Raw genomic sequence first — 22111 nt, forward strand, 5'->3', positions numbered from 1 at the left:
CAGGGCGCCCGCGGCCGCCGACAGCAGGGGCGGCGTGACGGCCGCCCGGATCGCCTGGCGCGGGGTCATCCCCAGCGCCCGCAGCGCCCGCAGGTCCACCGACGCGGCGGCCGTGTAGCGCGCCACCGCCTGGCCGATGATCACCACCGCCGCGCCGAACGCGGCCAGTCCGAAGGCCAGCAGGCAGGCCGCCTCGAACGCGATCAGGCGCTTGAGCCGGTTGCCCTTGTCGGCGTTGTTCCAGACGTCGATGTCGTCGCGGCCGGTCAGCTGGGTCAGCCGGGTCTTGAACGCCTCGATCTGGGCCGCGCCGCCGTGGAGCCGGACCAGCGCGTTGACGTAGCCGTCGCGGTCGGCGCCCAGGAAACTGCCCGGGTAGCGCCGGATCAGCTCCGGCGTGCCGAGCATCATGCCGTCGGAGTCGCCCACGATGTCCATGTACCAGGGTGACCTGACCACCCCGACGATGGTCGCCTCGATGCGCGGGCCGGTGTAGGGGATGCCGCTGTCGGCGTTGATCCCGACCTCGTCGGGCGCCCCCAGACGCAGGACCACCCGGTCGCCCGCGCTTCTGCCGAACCGGTCGACGAACGCCTGGCTGACCACGACCTCGTCCTCGCGCGCCGGGTCGTAGAGCCTCCCGGCCAGCACGACCGGCACCTCCGTGCCGTGGAAGACGTGGTCGTCGCCCGGCGGCATCGCCCCGGCCGAGAACGAGGGCGGGTCCTCCACGTTGAAGCCGCCCACCACGAACGTGGTGACCGCCTCGACCTCGGGGAAGGCCCGCACCCGATCCCAGTCGAACCCGGGCTGGTTGGGCAGCACGGTGATCGTCGAGGGCAGCGTCCGCGCCGCCAGGCGGTCGTAGGCCGAGTCCGCGCGCCGCGCCCCCGCGACCGCCGTGAGCACCGTCCCGAGAGCGAACGCGATCAGCAGCGCCAGCACCACCGCCGAACGACCCCGGCGGCGCCACTCCAGGCGCAGCCACACCGAGGTCAGGCCGGGGATCATGACTCGATCCGGCCGTCGCGCATCCGGATCGACCGCGACGCCCCGGCCGCCACCTCGGCGGCGTGCGTCACCATGACGATCGTCTGCCCGTCTTCGTGCAGCCGCCGGAACAGCTCCAGCACCTCCAGCCCGCCCTCGCTGTCGAGCGCGCCGGTCGGCTCGTCGGCCAGCAGCAGGCTCGGCTGGTTGACCAGCGCCCGCGCGATGGCGAGGCGCTGCCGCTGGCCGCCGGAGAGCACGGCCGGGACCTGCTGCAACCTGTCACCCAGTCCCAGCAGGTCGAGCAGGTCCCGGGCGCGCGCCTCGGCGGCCCGCCGCTTCATGCCGCCCAGCACGCCGGGCAGCACGAGGTTGTCGAGCGCGGACACCCCGTCGAGGAGGTTGAAGAACTGGAACACGAAGCCGATGTGGTGGCGGCGGAACCGGGCCAGCCAGTCTTCGTCGCGGCCGTCGACGCGCTCCCCGGCGACCTCGATGGTGCCGTCGTCGACGCCGTCGAGCCCGGCGATGACGTTCAGCAGGGTCGACTTGCCGCATCCCGAGGGGCCCATGACGGCGACGAACTCGCCCTTGGCGACGTCGAAGTCGACGCCCCGCAGGGCGCGTACCGGTGCGAGTTCGGCCTCGAAGGTGCGGCGGGCGCCTCTGACCCTGACGGCGGGCGTCTCGGCGGACTCACCCGGGGAGAGGTTCTCGGTGGAGAGGTCGGTGGACATCAGTGTTCCTCCGGGAGGTGGAAGGCCGTGACGGGGGTGGTCCGGCCCTTGACGGCGCGGGGGCCGAGGGCGATCCAGGGCAGTCCTTCGGGGAGCGCGGCCAGGGTGCTGGCGGCGGCGACCGTCCCGGCCGGGCGGGCCAGGTCCTGCATCCGGGCCGCCAGGTTCACCGTGTCGCCGACCAGCGTGTACTCGACCCGTTCCTCGCTGCCGAGCAGCGCGGCGGCCACCTCGCCGGTGCACAGGCCGATGCCGAGCCGGAACGGGGTCTCCCACTCGTCGTTGAGGCGGTGCTGGCGCACGTGCATCTGCCGGGCCGCCGCGACCGCCGAGGCGGCGTGGCCGGGGCGCGGGTCGGGGGCGCCGAAGACGGCCATCACGGCGTCGCCGACGTACTGCATGACGGTGCCGCCCTCGCGGAGGATGGCCGCGTTCATGGCCCGGCGGTGGGCGTTGAGCTGCCCGGCCAGCACGGCCGGGTCGGTGCGCTCGGCGATGCCCGAGTAGCCGCGCACGTCGCTCATCAGCACGGTCACCGTGAGCCGTTCGGTCCGGTCGAGCCGGTCGGCCAGCAGCTTGTCGGCCAGGCCGCCGGGTAACAGGCGCGAGAGGCGCTCGCCCTGCTCGTCGCGGCGCAGGATCGCGGTGTGCAGCATCCGCAGCCGCTTCAGCGCGCCCTGCCGCCCGGCCGACGCGCCCCGCGCCAGCTTGAGGAACAGCTGCTCGACCAGGGCGTTCACCTTCTCGGGGCTGTCGCCGGCCGCCGCCGCGATGGCCTTCACCGACCGCCCTTCTGCGACCTGCCGCAGCAGCGCCTCCTCGGCCGCACTCAGCTCCGGCGACCGCGCGGGGGAGAGCAGGTCCTGGACGATCTGGGGGTCGACCATCGACCCGCCCGCCGCCACCTCACGAATGGCCCGCCCCAGCAACCGCGCGTCCGCGATCCGGTCTTTGAGCAGGTACGCATACCCGTCGGCCCCCTCCGACAGCAGCTTCACCGCGTAGTCGGGGTCGTCGTACTGGCTCAGCACCACGACGCCGGTGCCCGGGAGGCGCCCTCGTACCTCCCGGGCGGCGTCGATGCCCTCGTCCTGGAAGGTCGGGGGCATCCGGATGTCGGTCACGAGCACCTGGGGACGCAGTTCCTCGGCGCGCGCGACGAGCTCGTGGTAGTCGGCGGCCACGCCGACCACGTCGAGGGCCTGATCCCTCGCCAGCAGTGCTCGCACGCCCTCGCGGACGATCAGGTTGTCGTCGGCGAGCAGCACGGTGATGCGGTCCACGCGGCCAATGTCCCTCCTGACCGCACGCCCCGAACAGAGGGTTAGCCCTCCTGCGCCCGGATGGACACCACCCTGTGCCGCCGGCCTCCCGCTCCCTACCGTCGGAACCGACCAGAGGAGGCCAGAATGCGCGTCGAATCGCAGGCCACGTCCGTGTCCTGGATCCCGTCGGAGGCGGTCAAGGGGTACACCCGGCCGATGTTCGACGCCGGGATCTCCCACTACGACGACCCGCCCCCCGGACGCGTCGACGACCTGGAGGCGCTGCGCCGCGCCGACCGGTTCCGGTTCGCCAACGTGCTGCGTGCCTGGGCCGAGTTCGGCGACGACGGCCGGGTGATCGCCCACGGCGCCGAAGGAGGCGGGGTGATGGGCTCCACCACGGTCCGCCTCGGCCCTCTCGGCCTCACCCTGGCCGCGATCAGCCTGCCCGACCTCCGCACCGAGACCGTCGGCGACGGATTCGTCACCGTCACCCAGTCGGCCGGCGGCCGCACCTCGTTCCCGATGCCGCGCGCCACCGGCGGGATCCCGCGCTGGCGCTCACCGCTCGTCTGGACCACGATCTCGATCACGCTGCGGGCCGACGGGACCTCCGACGTCACGCTGTCGGGCGCCAGCCCGTTCCCGCGCCACTGGGTCTACGACGCCGCCGGGCAGCTGATCCTCAAGGCGGGTGTCACCGACTTCAAGGCGTGGGCGGCCCAGCGCGCCACCCCGTGGGGCGCGGAGGACTCCCCGGTCGTCGTCACGGCCGCCGAGACCGCCCTCGAACGCGAACTGTCCCGGCTGATCATGCGGGGCACCCGCAAGCCGGCCATCCGGGAACTGAAGCAGGGCGCGGCGCTGGTCCGCCAGGGCGAGCCCGGGGAGTCGCTGTTCCTGCTCCTCGACGGCGTCGTCACGGTCGACGTCGACGGCCGCGAACTCGGCCAGGTCGGGCCGGGCGCGGTGCTGGGGGAGCGGGCCCTGCTGGAGAACGGCCGCCGCACGGCCACGCTGACCGCGCTCACCCCGATCAGGGTGGCCGAGGCCGCCGCCGACACCATCGACCGGGCCGCCCTGGAGCACCTGGCCCAGGGCCACCGCCGCGAGGAGTTCGCGTGAGACTGCACTTCCTGGGGGTACGCGGGTCGACGCCCGCCCCCGGCGCCGAGTTCACCCGCTGGGGCGGCCACACCTCGTGCGTGGCCGTGCTCCCCGACGGGTGCGCGGCGCCGCCGCTGGTCCTCGACGCCGGGACCGGGATCAGGAACCTCGCGCCGGTCCCCTTCCGAGGGGTGATCGCGCTGTCGCACCTGCACTGGGACCACGTGCAGGGGCTGCCGTTCAGCCGGGCGGTGGACCACCCGGAGGCGGTCGTCGAGCTGATCGTGCCCGGGGAGGAGCCGTGGGAGCTGCTCACCCGGGCGTTCTCGCCGCCGCACTTCCCGATCGAGCCGACGGGTCTGCGAGGAGCCGTGTCGGTGACCGCTTCCGGCGGGAGCCGTGACTATGAGCACTTCACCCTGAGACAGGCCGAGGTGACGCACAAAGGCGGGACCACCGTCGGGACCCGGGTCGAGTGCGACGGCGTGGCCGTCGTCTACCTGCCCGACCACGCGCCGCAGCTCGGCTCGCCGGCGGCCGAGGAGCTGTGCCGGGGCGCCGACCTGATCGTGCACGACGGCCAGTTCCGGCCCGAGGAGCAGGCGCCGGCCGACGACTACGGGCACGCCACCATCACCGACGCGCTGGCCTTCGCCGAACGCTGCGGCGCGCGGCGGCTGCTGCTGACCCACCACGCGCCGGGCCGTACCGACGACCAGCTCGACGCCGTCGCCAAGGAGTGGCCCGACGTGCTGTTCGCCCGGGAAGGCGACGTCGTGACCGTCTAGATCTTGTGGCCGACCTCGTTCTCGTAGGCCGTGAGCTGCTGCTCCAGCGCCTTCATCAGCTCGAAGACCTGGGCCGGGGGAATGCGCACCCGGCTCACGATCCGCGTGGGGACGCTGATGTACTGCTGGCCGTCGCCGTTGTCGGCCAGTCCGGGCGGGCGCGTGATCACCGCGAAGTCGAGCACGAACCCATCCTGGGTATGCCAGACGGAGGCGAAGTTGGCGTACTGGCCGGCCTCCACTTCGGGGGTGATGCTCACTTCCAGGCGGCTCTCGGGCTCGTTGGTCAAATCCTCATCCCTCCGGGTCGCCTCCATGGTGCCCTGTCGGGGGAGCGTTCCCGCGTCCGACACGTCCTGTTTATTTGAGGATCGACGGAAGCGGCTGCGCGCCGCGCGTCGCGAGCATCTCTTTCATCAGGTCGATCTCGGCGGTCTGGCCGTCGACGATGTGCTGGGCCAGGTTCCGCACTTCCGGGCGTTCGGCCAGCTCGACCGCGCCCTTGGCCATCTCGACGCCGCCCTCGTGGTGGCGGATCATCAGCTGCAGGAACAGCACCTCGGCCGCCTGCCCCTTCGCGTCGGCGAGCCGCTTCATCTCGTCGGAGGTGGCCATGCCGGGCATCACGCCCGGGGTCACGTTCGCGGGCGCCGCGTGGCCGTGGCCCGCCATCCAGGTCATCGGCTTGACGCTGGAGGCCTGCGACAGGTCCCACTGCTGGAGCCAGCCGATGAACATTCCACGCTGCGCCGACTGGGTCGTGATGATGTCGTAGGCCAGCCTGCGCACCCCGTCGTCGGTGCTCTCGTCGCGCACCGCGAACGACATCTCGACCGCCTGCGCGTGGTGAACCCCCATGTCACGGGCGAAGCCGGCCTCGGGCGACAGGTCGCCGGGGGTGCCCGGCCGGGTCAGGTTGACCAGCAGCAGGACGATCGCGACGACCACGACGACGGCCGCGGCGACGGGGAGCAGAAGCGAACGGGGGTTCTTCATCGCCCTCAGATTACTTCCCGCCAGGACGCGATGGGCCAAACGGCTATCTATACCCACTATTCTCCTTGTCCATATGTGACCGCGTGATGGAGGGTCGATGACCAAGGAGAAAGCGCAGGCACGGCGTGACCGCATCGCCCAGATGAGGGCGCAGCAGCGAGCCAAGGAACGGCGGGCCGCTGTCCTCATGTGGGGTATCGGCGGCCTGGTCATCCTGCTTCTCGTCGGAAGCGTCGCCTTCTACATCATCCGTCAGGAGATGGACAAGTCGGAGGCCGAGAAGGCCGCGACCGCCGCTCAAGAGGCGATGCTGCCGAAGGTCAAGAACTACGAGTACAAGGGCGCGGGCCACGTCAACACGAAGGTCGCCTACAAGGAGACTCCGCCGGCCGGCGGCGAGCACAACCCGGCCTGGCAGACCTGTGGCATCTACGAGCAGCCGATCAACAACGAGAACGCGGTCCACTCGATGGAGCACGGCGCGGTCTGGATCACCTACCAGCCCGACCTGCCGGCCGCCGAGGTCGACAAGCTGAAGGCGCTGGCGGGCGAGCCCTACATGCTGCTCAGCCCCTACCCCGGCCTCCCGTCGAAGATCGTCGCCTCGTCGTGGAACCACCAGATCCAGCTCGACAGCGCCTCGTCTCCCGACCTGAACGCCTTCATCCTGAAGTTCCGCCAGGGCGAGGACACCCCCGAGCTCGGCGCCAGCTGCGACGGCGGCGAGACCCGCTCGGCCGCCGACGCCCCGCTGCCGCCCGCCGGTTCCCAGCCGGCCCCGGCGCCGTCGGACGCGGCCTCGCCCGCGACGGACGCGCCCGCCCAGTAACAACCGTTGTGAAGTCCGGTACGGCCCGTGCGCCAGTTTGGCCACGGGCCGTCCCATGTCGATAGGCTCTGCGGGCGATGTCAGGGATTGAGGCCGGGATGCAGAACACCCCCGTTGCGGAGGAGCCGGGTCCGCCGCAGCCGCCGCAGGCGACCAAGGGCGCCACGATCGCCCTCAGCGTCGCGCTGGTCTTCGTGGTGATCATGTCCGGCGTGCTGGGCACCGTCGCGGTGCTGATGACCAACAACCAGGACTCCCCGCCGCTGACCCAGCCGGTCGTGACCAAGCTCGCGGTGCCCATCCACTTCGCGCCCGTCGAGGCGTCGGGCGCCGCCCCCTGCCCGGCCGACACCGAGGCCGTCCTCGACGACGTCGGCACCACCTGCTACCAGCTCGAACCGGGCGTGACCCTGACGTCGGTGCAGAAGATCGAGACCTTCACCGAGTCCGACGGGACCTACTCGATCCGCGTGGTCCTGGCCCCCGACAACCGGGCCCAGATCGAAGACCTGACCCGCGACACCGTGAAGCGCCTGCTCGCCATCGTGGTCGGCGACAAGGTCGTCTCGACCCCGCGCGTGGCCCAGGAGATCACCCAAGACAGCCTGAGCATCGTCGGCGGCTTCACCAAGGACGAGGCCGACGCCTTTCTCGCCCGCCTGAAGGGCACCGGCGCCCCACCCGCCCAGCCCCCCGCAGGCCAGCCCACGAGCGACCCGGCGGCCAGCGGCCAGCCAGGGGTGACCGACCCCAACCAGCAACCGGGCGGCACCGACCCGAACCAGCAGCCCGGCGGCACCGACCCCAACCAGCAGCCCGGCGGGACCAACCAGCCCTCCGCGAACGGCCAGGGCACGACCTCCCAGCGCTACCCGACCTGCGCGGCGGCGATCGCGGCGGCGGCCGGCCCTTACACGAAGGGCATCCACTCGGAATACGAGTGGTACATCGACGTCGACAACGACGGTGTCGCCTGCGACCGCGACGACGTGTCCTGACCTTCAGGCCGTCGACTCCCCGCGCGACCCGGATGTCGAAAGGCAAGCTCGCCTGAGCGTCGTGTCGCAAGGCCGATAGGCCGGGATGCCGGCGCACGCGCCTCTGCCGGTTTCATCGGCCTCAGCCGGGACGGCTAGATCAACCGGGACGTCGGTGCACGCGGCCTCGCCGGATTTCGGCTCATGCCGGGCTCGCTAGATCGACCGAGTTGTCGGAGCTGACGCCTCGCCGGATTCATCGGCCTATGCCAGGACGGCCAGGGCGATGTCATCCGGTCTGATCGGTACCCGGGACAAGGGCAGGCCCGTCGCCGCGCGGACCGCCGCCGCGATGGCCGGGGTCGACGACAGGGTCGGGGGTTCGCCCGCTCCCCGTAGCCCGTAGGGCGCGTGGGGGTCGGGGTTCTCCAGGATCGAGAGCTTCATCGGGGGCATGTCGAGGATGGTCGGGATCAGGTAGTCGGTGAACGACGGGTTCAGGACCTTGCCGTCGCGGACCTGGATCTCCTCCATCAGCGCCAGGCCGAGGCCCTGGGCCGTGCCGCCGTGGATCTGGCCTTCGAGGGCGAGCGGGTTGAGGATCTTCCCCACGTCCTGGACGGCGGCCAGTTCGACCACCTTGATCAGCCCGAGTTCCACGTCGACGTCCACGACCGCCCGGTGCACGCACAGCGCGAGCTGGGTGTGCGAGTCGCCCTGGCCGGTCAGCGGGTCCATCGGGAACGTCCTGCGGTGCCGGTATTCGCGGGTCTCCTCGACCGGGCCCTCCTCGGCCAGCACCTGGGTGAGGCTCCGGCCGTCGGCGGTCAGCGCGTCGAGGCGCTCCTTCACCGCGAGGCTCGCGGCCCGGACCGCGCCCCCGGTCACGTAGGACTGGCGCGAGGCGGACGACGACCCCGCCGAGCCGACGGTGGTGTCGGCGGGCACGATGGTGACCCGGTCGATGCCGAGCTCGGTCTGCGCGATCTGGGTCTTGACCATGATGAGGCCCTGCCCGACCTCGGCCGCCGCCGTGTGCACGAGCACGTGGGGCTCGTCGCCGAGCAGCTCCACCCGCACCCGGGCCGTCGAGTAGTCGTCGAACCCCTCGGAGAAGCAGATGTTCTTGATGCCGACGCCGTAGCCGATCCCCCGCCTGACCCCCTCGCCGTGGGTGGTCTGCGCCACGCCTCCCGGCAGTTCGCGCAGGTCGAGGGAGGAGGGCCCGGGGAGGGGCATGGCGTCGAGTTCGCGCAGCATGTCGGCGAGCGGCGCCGGGGTGTCGATCACCTGGCCGGTGGCCAGCAGCGACCCCTGCGAGACGGCGTTGCGTACTCGGATCTCGACCGGCGACAGCCCGCACGCCTCGGCCAGCCGGTCCATCTGCGACTCGTAGGCGTAGCAGGCCTGCACGGCCCCGAACCCCCGCATCGCTCCGCAGGGCGGATTGTTGGTGTACGTCCCGTAGGCGTCGATGAAGACGTTCGGCACCTCGTAGGGGCCGACCCCGAGCGAGGCGGCGTTCCCGACCACGGCGGGCGAGCTGGAGGTGTACGCGCCCCCGTCCAGAACGATCTCCGCCTTGACGTAGACGAGCTTCCCGTCGCGGTCGGCGCCGTGCTCGTAGCGCATCCAGGCCGGGTGCCGGTGGACGTGCCCGAAGAACGACTCCTCCCGGCCGTACACGAACTTGACCGGCTTGCCCGTGCGGAGGGCCAGCATCGAGGCGTGGATCTGCATCGACAGGTCCTCGCGCGCCCCGAACGCGCCGCCGACGCCCGCCAGCGTGAGGCGGACCTTGTCCTTCGGGAGGTTCAGGCAGGGCGCGATCTGGTCCTGGTCGACGTGCAGCCACTGGGTGGCGATGTAGAGGTCCACGCCGCCGTCCTCGGCCGGGACCGCGAGGCCCGACTCGGGGCCGAGGAAGGCCTGGTCCTGCATGCCCACCTCGTACTCGCCCGTGACGACCACGTCGGCGGTGAAAGTGCCGCCGACCCTGACGGGCTGGTGCCTGACCAGGTTCCCGTGGACGCTGACCGGCGGGATCGTGAGGTCGAAGGCGGCCTTGCGCGGGTCGGTGACGGCCTCGCGGACCTCGTACACGACCTCGATGAGATCGGCGGCCCGCCGGGCCGTCTCGGGGTGGTCGGCGGCCACGAGGGCGATCGGCTCGCCCTGGTAGCGGACCTGGTCGATGGCGAGGACGGGCTGGTCCTTGTGCTCCAGGCCGTAGAACTTCTCGCCCGGGACGTCCTCGTGGGTGAGCACCGCGAACACCCCCGGCACCTTGAGCGCCGGGCCGACGTCGATGGACCTGATCCAGGCCGACGGGTGGGGGCTGCGCAGGGTGGCGCCCCAGAGCATGCCGTCGAGCCACAGGTCGGAGGAGTAGGCGAACTCCCCGGTGACCTTCAGCGTGCCGTCGGGGCGGAGCAGGCTCTGCCCGATTCCCTGCCCGGTTTCCTGGGTGCGTCCGGTGGCGATGCTCATAGACGCCCAGTAGACCAACCTTTTGTTTCCGGACCTATCGGCTGACCCATGAAACGCCGGGGCCGCAGAGGGCGGCGCTTGTAGATTCATCCAAATAAGGTGGGTCTTGTGCAGATAAGTGAGCTGCTGGCCCATGAGACGCTGCGGCTCATCCTGCTGACCGGGGAGCCGGTCGGCGAGATCACCGGCGTCGTGGTGACCGACCTGCCCCGGCCCGGCCGCTATCTGTCCGGCGGCGAACTGGTGCTCACCGGCATGATGTGGCGGCACCGGCCCGCCGACTCGGCCGTCTTCGTCGACCATCTCGTCCGGGCCGGCGTCACCGCCCTCGCCGCCGGAGACGCCCGCCTCGGCCACGTGCCCGAGGACCTCGTGGACGCCTGCCGCGAACGCGGCCTGGCCCTCGTCGAGGTCCCGATAGAGGTGTCCTTCGGCGCGGTCATCGACGTCGTCGACCGCCGGATGGCCGGGGAACAGCGCCTGGCCCTCGGCCGCCACCGCCGCATCTTCGCCGCCGTCGCCGAGGGCGCCGGGCTGCCGGAGTTCTTCCGGATGGCCCACGACGAACTCGGCGTGACCGGCGGCGTGATCTCCGCGACCGGCCGGGTGATCGCCGGAGAGGTCCCCGACGCCTCCCGGATGGCCTACGAGTTCCTGCGCGCCGTCCGGCTCCCACACGTGACCGCCGACCCCCGCACGATCTTCACCGTCGACCGCAGCCACCGCGTGGCCGGCTGGGCGCTGGTCCTGGACGGCGACGTCAACCCCGAGATCGGCTTCGAACTGGCCGCGTGCGTGGCCCTCGAACGCACCCGCATGGAAGAGGGCCGCCGCGTCGAACGGCGGCTGCTGGAACAGCTCATCGGCCTGGCCGGCAGCGCCGACCTGCCGGAGCTGTCGGCCCGGATGAGAACCTGCGGCCTCGACGTGGCCTCTCCCTACGCGATTGTGGCCTGCACGGCTCTGCGGGCCGCCGCCTCCGACGGCCCCGACGCCGCCACCCTGGGCGGGCTGGTCCTGGAGGAGATGCTCGACCGCACGGTCGTCGCGGTGGCCGCCGCCGACGCCGGGCTGGCCCTGGTGCCGCTGGGTGACTCCGTCGAGGAGCTGACCACGTCGCTGAAGGCGCGGCTCGCCGCGCTGAGCGCCCCGGGTGTCCGGCTCTCGGTCGGCGTCAGCGCCGCGCTGACCGGTCCGGCGGCGATTCGCGGGGGGATCGAGGAGGCGGGGTACGCGCGCCGGATGGCCGACGCCCGGGACGGCGGGCTGGTGACCAGCGACGAGATCTACACCCACGCGTTGTTGCTGGCTACGGTGCCTGACGATATTCGGCGGGGGTTCGCTTCGCGGCTGCTCGATCCGTTGTTCGGATATGACCGCAAACACCAGGCCGATTTGGTGCGGACCCTGTCGACGTTTCTCGATTGCGCGGGGTCGTGGAATGTCTGCGCGGAGCGGTTGCATGTGCACGTGAACACGGTGCGTTATCGCATCAGACGCGTGGAGGAACTGACCGGCCGGAATCTGACGACGATGGCCGACCGCGTCGATCTGTATCTGGCGCTCCGCGCCTCCTGAAGCCGTATGCGATGAGGCCGCGCCGACCTACACCTGGTAGGCGCGGCCTCATCTGTGGTTATCAGCAGTACTCGTCGTGCACCTGTTCACGGAATTCGTCTTCCGTGACTCGTTTGTCATCGGCGTCGATGACGTCGTTCGTGCCCGTCAGCGTCTCAGGCACATCGTCGACCCCGAATGCGGATCCGAACTGCAGGCCGTCCACCAGTTCCGCGGTCGCGTCGATCGCCTCGGGCACGGCGCTGCCCATCGATACCTCGACCTTCGCGAATCCCTGCGGGTCGTTCAGCGTGATCGGCCCACCGAACTGTTTCGCGTCCGAGGGCTGCGAAACCTTCCAGATCGCTTGCAGGGTCGCCTTGTCGGTCACCGTAAGCGCCGCGAGCTTTTCGCCGGGGCACAGCACGACCATGAACCGGATTTGTCCGTCGCCGTCTCTGCCGAAGCCGATGGGCCGCGGTATCGGATCACCGAGAACGGGCAGGAAGCACCCGGTCAGGAACAGCGCGCATACCGGCAGCAGGAGCGACCTCAGCCGACGAAATGCAGATCGGGAAGGACGGCGACTTAGCATGTGTACGTGTTTCCCGCCCTCTCGGCCTCCTTCTCATATCGGTTGTCGCACGGGTCCCAGAGTGGCTCGTTCAGATAGAAGACCAGGAAAGTGGGCCAGTAGTTTGTGTATGCGTACATGTCATGAAATTGCTTCGTATGCACGTATTCGTGATTGAGAAGAATCTGGCTGATTCTGCTGTAAGGCTTCGCCGTCAAGATCACCGAGCCCAGGGTGGTCGCTCCTCTGCCGAAATGTACGCCGCTGACGAGGTTGCTGCAGATCGTGATGTTTCTCGGGGCGTCATGGCAGTAGCCGCCCTGCTTCTCCGCCCACGCAATGAGTCGTTCTTCGAACTTGTCATAAGAGATCCATGGCATGGTCGAGCCGAGGAATTCATACAATGCCTTGGGCATCCCGGTGGCCTCTGAAAGCCATGTGGCGGCCACGCTGAATCTGCACGGGCCCGACTTGATGCTGTTTCCGCAGAAGAGCGAGCGCCATTCCTCCCATGCATCCTCGATTCTCCGCTGACACTCCGAGTCCTTCTTGTGTTTCCCTTCACTCAGGACATACCTGCAGTGCTCGAGTTCGGTGTCTAATTTCTTCTGCGCCTTCCACGCCTTTGCGACGTCCTTCCCCTTGACGCCTTTACCGCCGCTGGGAAGTCCGCTCAGCATCCAGTCGAGGCCCGCGAAGTCGTTGGTCTCGGCCATGGCGTCCAACGCCGCCAGAAAGTGCTCCTCGTCGCTCATCGAGGGGTTGTAACCGGCCAGGTAGCGCATTCTGGCGTCTTCGTTCATGCCCCAGTAGGGGACGCCTTCGACCAGCGGCTTCCCGTTCTCCATGACGCCGAGTTCCCGCGCCATGTCCTCGTTGAAATACATCCGGGGGTCGATCGGAACGTAGGCGTCCGCGAGGTTCTCCCAGTAGTTGCCCTCGAAATACTTGACGCACTTGTTGAAATCACCGTGGCAGGTCCCGCTCGAGTCGATCCCGAACCCCCCGCCGAGGTCCAGGTCCGGTATCGGCGGGTTGAAGTAGGCGTCGCAGTTGCTGAGGGTGCCGCGGCAGACGCCGTCGGCGTCGATGGTCACGTTGGGCACGGGCTTGGACGGGACCTTGGGAGCGTGCCCCGACGGGTCGATCATGGTGAGCGGCGAACCGAGTCCGTACGCGTACCGGTTGGCCCTGCCTGACGGCGCCGGGGCGAGGGTCATGGTGTCGCGGGAGGCGAAGGTGCCGGTGCCGGGCTGGTACCAGCGGGAGGCCATGTTGGACTTGCCGCTGGCCGGGTCGGTCCAGGAGCCCTGGTAACCGAGCTGCGGCCGGGCGCCGCCGGTGGCGAGGACCGTGCCGAAGGGGTCGTAGGAGGTGGAGCCCGACAGGCTGGTGGCTCCCGCGGTGAAGCCGGCGACGACGTCGCGGTGGTGGTCGGTCAGCTGGAACTGGGCGGTGGCGGCGCCGGTCTTGCTGGAGAGCAGTGCTCCGGTGGCGTCGCGGTTGTAGAGCTCCTGGACGGCCCCGGCGGCGTCGGTCACGGCGGTCAGGTCGTTGGAGGTGCCGCCGTATACGTACTTGGCGGTGGTCCCTGACTGGGTACGGGTGGTCATGCGGTCGAGGGCGTCGTAGATGTAGGTGGCGCCGCCGTCGGTGATCATGCGGTCGAAGGCGTCGAAGGTGGAGGTCGTGGTCAGGGCGCCCTTGGTGGCGGTGGCCTGGGTGCCGCGCGGGGTGTAGGTGTAGTCGGTGCCCGCGCCGGAGGTCAGGCGGTTGCGCTGGTCGTAGGTGAAGGTGTCGGCGCCCGCTCTGGTGCGGTTGCCGGCGGCGTCCCATTCGTAGGCCGTGGTGCCGGTGGGCGCGGTCCAGGAGGTGAGACGGCCGGAGTGGTCGTAGGTGTAGGAGTTGGCGCCCGCACCGGCGGTTCCGCTGGTGGCCTTGGAGGTCAGCCGGTCCTCGGCGTCGTAGCCGTAGGAGATCGAGGCCAGCGGGGCTCCGGCGCCCGTCTTGAGCACGTCGCCGGTCAGGCGGTTCAGGTCGTCGTAGGAGTAGGTGCGCTGCGGGCCGCCGGTGCCGTAAGTGGCGCCGGTGCGGCGGTCGGCGTCGTCGTAGCCGTAGCTGACGGTGACCCCGGTGAGCGGGTCGGTGGCGGTGGTGAGGCGGTTGTCGCCGTCCCAGGTGAAGCTGGCGGCACCGGCGGCGTCGGCGCGCTGGGTCAGGCGCCCGTTGGCGTCGTAGGCGAAGGTGGCCTGGTCGACGCCCGCCTTGGTGGTCCTGAGCAGGGCGCCCCGGTCGTTGAAGGCGAAGGTCAGGTCGCCCGCGGAGGTGACCCGGCCGGCCAGGTCGTAACCGAAGGTCTTGGCCTCCGTGGTGGCGCTGCCGCCGCCGCTGCCGGTCTGGCCGGTGAGGCGGCCGAGGTTGTCGAAGGTGCGGCTGATGACGACGCCACCGGGCTGTGACTGGGTGACCGCGTTGCCGTTCGCGTCGTAGCCGGTGGTCCAGGTGCGGTCGCCGGCGTTGGGATAGGCGGCGGTGGCCGGCTCGATCACCGATTCGACCAGGCCGAGGGTGTTGTACGTGGTGATGGTGGCGTTGCCCCGCCCGTCGGTGTAACGGGTCTGAGCGCCGGCCGCGTCGTAGCCGAACGACGTGGTGATCGACTGACCGGCCGAGACCGGCTCGACCATCTGGGTCAGCCGGCCGAGGGCGTCGTAGGCGGCGGTGTGGGTGTGGCCTTCCGCGTCCACGGTGCCGGTGGGGTGGCCGTCCAGGTCGAAGCTCAGGGCACGGGTGCGCAGGACGGTTCCCGAGTCGTCCTTGTTGGCGATCGAGGTCGGGCGGCCCGCCAGGTCGTAGGCGGTGGCGGTCTGGTTGCCGAGCGGGTCGGTGACGGTGGTCTGGCGGCCCGCCAGGTCGTACCCGAAGGCGGTGATCTTGCCGAGGGCGTCGGTGAGCTCGGTGATCTCGCCGAAGGCGTTGACCTCGGCCTCGGAGGTGTCACCGGTGGGGCGCTGCTCGGAGATCAGGTTGCCGGCGTCGTCGTATTCGGCGTGGCCGACGAGGGTGACGGCGGCCGGGTAGCGGTCGATCACGGTCGTGGTGATCTGGCGGCCGAGGTCGTCGTAGGTGGCTTCCGTGCGGCCACCGACGGGGTTGGTCTGGGAGAGACGTTCGCCGGTCAGCGTGTAGGTGAAGTCGGTGCGGCCCGCGGTCGCCCCGGTCGTGGCGGGCGGGTCGGTGACCCGGACGAGGTTGCCCAGGGCGTCGTAGGTGTTGACCCTGGTCGCCCCGAGCACGTCGGTGAAATCGACCGGGCGGCCCGCGTCGTCGTAGGTGATGGTCGCGGTCGGGGTGACGGCGGTGCCGCCGGGCCGGGTGTAGGAGGGGGCGGCGATCGACGTGTTCCGCCCGGCCTTGTCGAACGCCGAGACGGTCGTACGGCCTTCGGGGTCGGTGGCGTGGGTCTGGTCGCCGTAGGTGTTGAAGGCGTAACGGATGCTGGGCCGGTGGGCGACGGGAGCCGCGCCGTTCCGCTCGACGTTCACTGACGGTTGCTTCTGCTCCACCAGACGCCCGGCCAGGTCGTACCGGAACTCCGTGGTGTGACCGCCGGGGGAGGTGCTCTCGGTCGGGAAGCCGCGGTCGCCGTAGGCGACGGTCGTGACCAGGTCGTCGGCGCCGTTCTCGACGGTCGACTTCGTCCGGCGGTTGGCCGCGTCGTACTCGTAGGTGGTCACCTCGGCTTGAGGGCCGCCCCCGCCGGTCTTGGTCACGCTGACGACGTTGTCATTGCCGTCGTAGGCCATGACGGTCTTCCTGGCCAGGCCGGTGGGGTCGAGCGTGATCGACGTGACGCGGCCGGACTCGTCGACCTCGTAGTCGGCGCGGGTCTTGCCGCCTCCCGTGGTCACCCGGGTCGGGTTGCCGGCGGCGTCGTACAACAGGGACTCCAGTACCACGTCACGTGGGGTGGACGACCCGTTCAGATGGGCGTCGTCGGCGATCTTCTCGGCGATCAGGTCGTCGGTGAAGTAGGTGTACCGGGTGGTGCGGCCGATGGCGTCGGTCTGTGACGACAGGCGGCCGTTGTTGTCGTACGCGTACGACAACAGCACCACGTCGGCGGCCGGCTGCGGCGCCGTCGGGCTGCCCGTCCAGTCCTTCAGCACCTCCGTGGCCAACTGCCCACGGGAGGTGTAGGTGTAGGCCAGTCGCGTCCCCACCTCGTTGGTCGCCAGTACCTGAGCACCTCGGTGGTTCCAGGCGTACTCGCGTACTCCGCCCTCGGGATCGGTCGTCGTCTCGACCCGGCCGTAGTCGTCGTAGGCGAAGGTGGTCTGCCGGGGTGCGTCACCGCCGGTCAGGTCGGAGGCCGTCTCGGTCAGCGGCCGGCCGTCGGGGTCGTAGGTGTAGGTCGTGCGTCCGGTGTGGGTCACGCCGGTGATCTCGTTCTCGATCGCCGGCTCGGTCCGGGTGGCGACGCGGCCCCGGGCGTCGTAGGCGATCGTTGTGGTGTTCCCGGACGGGAAGTCGTCGGAGATTTCTGTCTGGGTGGTCTGCCGGCCGATCGCGTCATAGGTGTACGTCGTCACCAGCCCCGTCGGGTTGGTCTCCTCGGCCAGGTCTCCTGAGGCGTTCTGGCGGTACGTCCACTCCCCGCCCTCTGCGTCCACCTTCTTCTTCAGCAGGCCCGCCGGCACCGTTCCGCCGCCGACCGCCGCCTCGGTGCCATCGGTGTACGTCAGCGTCAGCCCCGGCCCGTCGTCCGTCGGCCGGGTCTCCGACACCATCTCGCCGTGGGTGTTGTACGTCCAGGTGGTCGCGTAAGTGTCGTCGGTGGCGCTGGCGGAACGGGCGTCCCGGCGCACGCTGGGCTGGTCGTTACGTGGGTCGAACTGGTCTTCGTGCTCTTCGTACTCGACCCATTCCCACGAGCAGTTGCCCACGGACCGGCAGCGGTGCAGCCCGACCAGATTGCCCCGGGGGTTGTACTGCTGCCGGCTCACGTTGCCGTTCCGGTCGGTGATCTCCGAAAGGTAGCCGCCGGTGTCGTACTCGTAGCTCACGGTCTTGTTGAGCTGGTCCTTGGCCGAGATCAGCCGGGAGCCGCGCCACGGGTCCGCCACGTAGACCAGCGTCCCGTCATGCGGGTCGGTGACCGTGGTCGTCCGGGTCGTCTGGGTGTCGGACACCTCGGCGTCGACCGGGTTGGACAGCTCCCACTGGCCGCCGTCCTTGTCGGTGTGGGTGAGCAGGCGGCCGCCGTCCTTGCGGTAGGTGTTCTGCGCCCAGACGCGGCCCGACGGCGTGGTGATCTTGGTGATCTGGCGGCGGGCGTTCTTGGTGGTCCAGTGGGTCTGGACCTCTTCGGTGCTCAGGTGCTTGCCGTAGAAGGCGAACTCGTCGATGTCGCCGTCGAAGCCGAACACCCCGCTGCTGCCGGTGCTGAACGGCCAGCTCGCCGAGCCGAAGCCCGAACCGATGCGGGCGTCCCACTGGCCGAGATGGGCGATCTGCGCGGACAGTGAGCCGACGAGCTGCCCGTCGAGGTAGAGGCTCTGCGTGTTGCGCGCGCCGGCCAGCACCACGTGGTGCCACTGGCCGTCGTTCACCGTTCCGGTCGTGGTGATCGGCGCTGCGGTGCCGGTCCAGAACTGACCGCGGAGCTTGCCGTCGGTGCCGACGTAGATCGCCGGGGTGTAGGCCGTCGGGGTCGACCCCGCCGAGTTCTGGTAGCCGAAGATCGTGCCCGACGCGGTGGTGCGGAACCACGTCTCCAGCGAGACGTCACCGCCCTGGCCGTTCACCGCGCCGCTGGGCAGCGACACGTAGGACGAACCGGCCGTGCCCTCGAACCGCATCGCCTTGTCGTCGGTCTCCTCCAGCGGCGCCCCGATTCCGGTGGCGAGGTCGGCGGTGGCGCCGGCGATCTTCGCGTGTCCCACCCGCCAGACCGTGCCGACCTCGTTGGTCACCGTGGTGCCGAGGGCGCCGGCCGTCTCGTTCAGGCGCCAGTAGCCGCGCGGGCCCGAGTCCATGACCGCGCTGCGGTAGCGGGAGTCGTTGCCGTACTCGTAGGTGGTGCACTGCGTCCCGGCCCCGGGAGCGCACACCTTGGTGAGCAGGTCGCCGGTGTAGGTGTAGGTCCAGGTGAGGGGGGTGCCGGTGGTGCCGCCCGTCCCGCCCGAGCCGCCGTTGGTGACGTTGAGGTCGTCGACGGTGACGACCACAGGGGCGTTGGTGGAGGTTCCGGACAGGTACGACCCGAAGCCGATGCCGCCGGCGGTCTGGAGCGCGGCGGTGCCGTCGGTCGCGGTGACCTGCCAGCTGCCCGGCTCGCTGCCGGAGGCGGGCCAGATCTTGGCCTGGACGGTGGTGGGGGAGGTGCCGCTGACCTTGACCCGCATCTTCAGCGGGGTTCCGGCGGTGTGGGTGAGGCCCGAGACGGTGGTCTCGGTGGCGAGCAGCGTCTCAGCCTGGGAGTTGTCGACGCGGCTGGGCGCGAGGACGACCGAGCCGTTGGCGAGCAGGCGCGCCCGGACCCGGTAGTCGCCCTGGCCGGCGACGCTCCGCCCGATGCCCCACAGGTAGATGCCGTTGCCGGTGGCCGCCTTGTCGCTGCCGACGCTGAAGGTCATGTCGGAGGTGGTCAGTGCCAGGGCCGGCAGGTAGGCGCGCCGGTTGGCGCCGGTGGCCGGCATGGCCAGCTTCGCGCCGCCGCCGTCGACGCTGTAGTTGGCGGCGCTGCCCGTGGCGGTGTAGGTACCACCGACGTCGGCCGTGCCGAGTCCGCCGGTCACCGTCCGGGTGAACGCGTCGGTGGCCGAGGCCGGGGGCGTGACGGTTCCGCCGACCGGGTCGGTGGAGACGGAGGTGATGTGGTCGCCCGTCCAGCCGAAGTTGAGCGAGCGGCCGCCGGTCGCGGTGACCTTCGACAGCTTCCCCGCCGTGTACGTGAGCGTCTGGCTGCGGCCCCGGTGGTCGGTCACCTGGGTCAGGCGTCCCGCCGAGTCGAACCAGTAGGAGGTCGACTCCTTGTCCATGAGCCGCCAGCCGCCGCCCGACTGGGTGGCGAGGGTGGCGTACATGCCCTCGGGGGCGGCGTAACCGCCGCCGGGCTTCTCCGCGAAGCGCCACTGCCGGCCGTCGGGATAGGTGATCAGGACCGTGTTGCGCCGCGGCTCGTTCACCAGGCGGGTGTCCCACCGGCTGGTCCAGCCCGCGCCGAACACGCCGTCGGTGCGGGGGTCGAGGCTGTTGTAGGTACGGGTGACCGACAGCGGCGGGCCGACCGTCGGGATCGACACATCGGTCGCCGCGGTCGTGTAGTTGCCGGTGACGTGGTCGAACTCACGGCCGTCGGTGCCCTCGGCGAGCAGCGAGTTGATCGTCGCCTGCTCGGGGGTGGTGGTGAAGGTCCGCCACGGCGAAGTGCTGGTCGTGGCGGTGGTCGCCGCCTGGGAGTACCAGTAGTAGGTGCGTCCCCACTTCAGCTTGTCGGGCGGCACGGTCCAGGAGCCCTTGACCCAGGTCGACGCCTCACACCAGATCCAGTTTCCGGGAGTGCCCTCACAGACCTGGTACCAGTAGTTCGTCGCCGCCTCGCCCGGCGCCTTGGCGTAGGCCGACAGGGCGGGGGTCAGCGAGCCGACCTGGGTGTTGTCGATGGGGTTGTAGGACACGAAACTCAGCGACGCGACCGGCATCGAGGTGACCCTGGCCGGTATCCACGACGACCACGACGAGGTGTTGGTTCCGTCGGTGGCGCGGACCCGGTATTCCATGGTCTGGCCGTCGGACAGCTCGCCCGAGGGGACGGCGACCGTGGCCGTTCCGCCCGAGGCGACGCCGGAGGCGGAGTTCTCCCACACGGTGGTGCCCCCGACCCGCACCTCGAAGTCGGCTTGCAGCGTGCCGCCGTCGGGGTCGCTGAGCGGGGCCGAGATGACCGGGGTCAGCGAGGTGATCACGCCGCCGTTCTCGGCCTCCACCTGGGGAGCGACGCTGGGCGTGGGAACCGCCGGCGCCGAGCCGAACGCGTAGGTGATCGACAGGACCGGCTCGATGCCGCTCTCCTCCGACCGCAGCGTCTGGACCGCGGAGGCCGAGGTCTTGCTGAGCTGGAAGCCGTAGTTGCTCGCCCCGTCGGCCCACGCCTGAACGATGGAGGCCACGTTGAACCGTGAATAAGGACAGGCGGCGTTCGAGCTGGTGGCGGACCCGGTGCTGGTGACGGTCGGCTGGTTGTTCCACGTCGTGCTGAAGGAGAAGCTGCCCGTCAGCCGCTTGGCGGTCATCGTGGCGCAGGGGGAGAGCAGATGGGCGACCTCGAGCGTCGCCTCCGTCACCGTGGCGTCCCACAGATTGGGCAGGTCGAACTCGATCAGCGACCGGTAGGCCCAGCTGCTCGACGACTCGCCCACCTGCAGCTGGGTCATGCCGTCGTGTGTGGTGTTGGCTAGGTTGTTGTAGACGTAGGTGTCCTTGCCCGACCACCGCGTGACCGTGGGGTCCACCGTGACCGGATATTCCGTGTCCGGATCGGCCAGGAATTCCGGATCAGGCTCGAGAACCAGGGTCTGACGCCCGCCCTTTTCGACGATCGTCGTGTCGATCTCCGCGACGTCGCCGTGCTCCCCTTCATCGCCGGACGAGTCGTACATGAACGGTCTGGCCGCGCGCGCGACGACCCGGCCGGCCTCGGACGTCACGTCGAGACCACCACCGGCGTTCTCGGTCAGGACGAGCCCCTCGCCCTCGACGTCCATGCTGACCTTCACCGGCCCGTCGGGCCGCTCACGCAGGACGACATCCTGCGTGAACCCTCCCGGGAGCATGGTCAGGACCAGGTCGGCGTTCTCGCCCGCCGCGTCGACGTAGGTGGCTTTGCTCCCCTTGACGACCGGCTTCGGCAGCGGCTCCGGCCAGGTGAAGTCCACCGACTCGCCGCCCTCCAGGCTCATCCGGGCCAGCGGCGCCGCATCCCCGCCCGCCGAGAACTCCACGTCGGCCTTGCCCGCCTTGGCGCGCAGCACCTTGTCACCGCCGCCGTCACCGCCGACCAGCGAGGTGTCGACGGGGACCCAGTCGCCGTCCCGCCTGACCCGGTTGATCCCGGTGCTCATCTCGGTGGTGAAAGTGCCGTCCGCGTTCGCGTAGGTGAGCGACGACTCGGTGGTCGCCGACTCGACCAGCACGCGGTCGCCGGTCTTGCGGGCCTCGGCGCTCGCGGCCGGACGGTCGGCGTCGAGACCGGTCAGGTCCCCGGCGGTCCCCGTCAGTTCCTCAGGTAATGGAGGTGGCTTCAGCAGTCCGCCCGTCGCGGGCTGGCCTGAACTCTTATGGCGACTCTCGCGAGGTAGAGCGTCACGTGGTGCGGTGGAGTCCTGCTTGACAGGTTCAGACGTCAGGTCGGTGGCTGCCGGGCCGGTCAGGTGGGCCCGGCCGGCCGCGCTCCCGGCCAATTGCCGGGGAGGGTCGACCCCGACGCCGGTGCTGTCCGACAGGGTCAACAAAGGTAACCCGGTGGAGGCCGCGGCAGATTGCACGGGGAGGAAAAGCAGCCCGGGAAGGATTGCCGCGATTATGGGAATCGTCGTCCGGACATGAAAAAGGGCGCGCGAAAGCCTTGGCGCGAATGGGGGCATGGAAAGAGCACGCTCCGAGGTCGGGGGGCACGGGGGAACTTTCCCGCCGCTCCCTTCGCGCCGTCGCGACTGGAGCGATCTACGTCGAGGACGTTACGGTAGAGATCAACAAGGAGCAAGACTTTTCTTTATGTCCGGCTTATTGATGTTTTTC

At 70.2% G+C, this 22111-nt stretch carries 13 protein-coding genes; 5 read left to right on the forward strand and 8 right to left on the reverse strand.

The window, feature by feature from the left end; all coding sequences use genetic code 11:
- The 3 genes from FDA94_RS31940 to FDA94_RS31950 form a co-directional block, all read right to left on the reverse strand.
- The coding region (locus tag FDA94_RS31940) for a hypothetical protein (protein WP_212735600.1) at positions 1 to 1011 on the reverse strand (1011 nt) is incomplete at its 3' end.
- A complete protein-coding gene (locus tag FDA94_RS31945; protein WP_137250789.1) occupies positions 1008 to 1727 on the reverse strand; it encodes an ABC transporter ATP-binding protein in 720 nt (239 codons plus the stop codon). The genes FDA94_RS31940 and FDA94_RS31945, both read right to left, overlap by 4 nt.
- Positions 1727 to 3010: an adenylate/guanylate cyclase domain-containing protein gene (locus FDA94_RS31950; protein ID WP_212735601.1), complete on the reverse strand. Its 1284-nt coding sequence runs from the start codon at positions 3008 to 3010 to the stop codon at positions 1727 to 1729. Before FDA94_RS31950 ends, FDA94_RS31945 begins: the two co-directional genes overlap by 1 nt.
- A 126-nt stretch (positions 3011 to 3136) precedes the next feature.
- Here FDA94_RS31950 and FDA94_RS31955 point away from each other — a divergent pair, with 126 nt between their 5' ends.
- Entirely contained in the window at positions 3137 to 4117 is a 981-nt protein-coding gene (locus tag FDA94_RS31955) for a cyclic nucleotide-binding domain-containing protein (protein ID WP_170991220.1), read from the forward strand.
- On the forward strand, positions 4114 to 4887 hold the full coding sequence (locus FDA94_RS31960; protein WP_137250791.1) for an MBL fold metallo-hydrolase: 774 nt from the start codon (positions 4114 to 4116) through the stop codon (positions 4885 to 4887). The genes FDA94_RS31955 and FDA94_RS31960 overlap by 4 nt, the downstream gene beginning before the upstream one ends.
- Here the strand turns inward: FDA94_RS31960 and FDA94_RS31965 are convergent.
- Entirely contained in the window at positions 4884 to 5177 is a 294-nt protein-coding gene (locus FDA94_RS31965; RefSeq protein WP_030450588.1) for a DUF3467 domain-containing protein, read from the reverse strand. The two genes, FDA94_RS31960 and FDA94_RS31965, sit on opposite strands and share 4 nt — an antisense overlap.
- A 70-nt stretch (positions 5178 to 5247) precedes the next feature.
- Positions 5248 to 5883 (reverse strand): DUF305 domain-containing protein, encoded by a 636-nt coding sequence (locus tag FDA94_RS31970; RefSeq protein WP_137250792.1) that lies wholly within the window; start codon positions 5881 to 5883, stop codon positions 5248 to 5250.
- 97 nt (positions 5884 to 5980) lie between these two features.
- Between FDA94_RS31970 and FDA94_RS31975 the strand changes: the two genes are divergently transcribed.
- Both FDA94_RS31975 and FDA94_RS31980 read left to right on the forward strand, forming a co-directional pair.
- Positions 5981 to 6712 (forward strand): thioredoxin-like domain-containing protein, encoded by a 732-nt coding sequence (locus FDA94_RS31975; protein ID WP_137250793.1) that lies wholly within the window; start codon positions 5981 to 5983, stop codon positions 6710 to 6712.
- A 77-nt stretch (positions 6713 to 6789) separates the two neighbouring features.
- Positions 6790 to 7710, forward strand: a complete 921-nt coding sequence (locus FDA94_RS31980; RefSeq protein WP_137250794.1) for an excalibur calcium-binding domain-containing protein — start codon at positions 6790 to 6792, stop codon at positions 7708 to 7710.
- 243 nt (positions 7711 to 7953) lie between these two features.
- Here the strand turns inward: FDA94_RS31980 and FDA94_RS31985 are convergent, their stop codons facing one another.
- The gene (locus FDA94_RS31985) at positions 7954 to 10179 is read right to left on the reverse strand and encodes a molybdopterin cofactor-binding domain-containing protein (RefSeq protein ID WP_137250795.1); all 2226 of its coding nucleotides are present in this window, start codon (positions 10177 to 10179) and stop codon (positions 7954 to 7956) included.
- Between the two features lie 108 nt (positions 10180 to 10287).
- On the opposite strand from FDA94_RS31985, the gene FDA94_RS31990 reads away from it, so the two are divergent.
- Entirely contained in the window at positions 10288 to 11757 is a 1470-nt protein-coding gene (locus tag FDA94_RS31990; protein ID WP_137250796.1) for a PucR family transcriptional regulator, read from the forward strand.
- Between the two features lie 61 nt (positions 11758 to 11818).
- Here the strand turns inward: FDA94_RS31990 and FDA94_RS31995 are convergent, their stop codons facing one another.
- Together FDA94_RS31995 and FDA94_RS32000 are read right to left on the reverse strand one after the other, a co-directional pair.
- Entirely contained in the window at positions 11819 to 12169 is a 351-nt protein-coding gene (locus FDA94_RS31995) for a hypothetical protein (RefSeq protein ID WP_137250797.1), read from the reverse strand.
- A 155-nt stretch (positions 12170 to 12324) separates the two neighbouring features.
- Entirely contained in the window at positions 12325 to 21822 is a 9498-nt protein-coding gene (locus FDA94_RS32000; RefSeq protein ID WP_170991221.1) for a DNRLRE domain-containing protein, read from the reverse strand.
- Positions 21823 to 22111: the final 289 nt, after the last annotated feature.

The sequence above is a fragment of the Herbidospora galbida genome, assembly GCF_005233835.1.
Taxonomy (GTDB): domain Bacteria; phylum Actinomycetota; class Actinomycetes; order Streptosporangiales; family Streptosporangiaceae; genus Herbidospora; species Herbidospora galbida.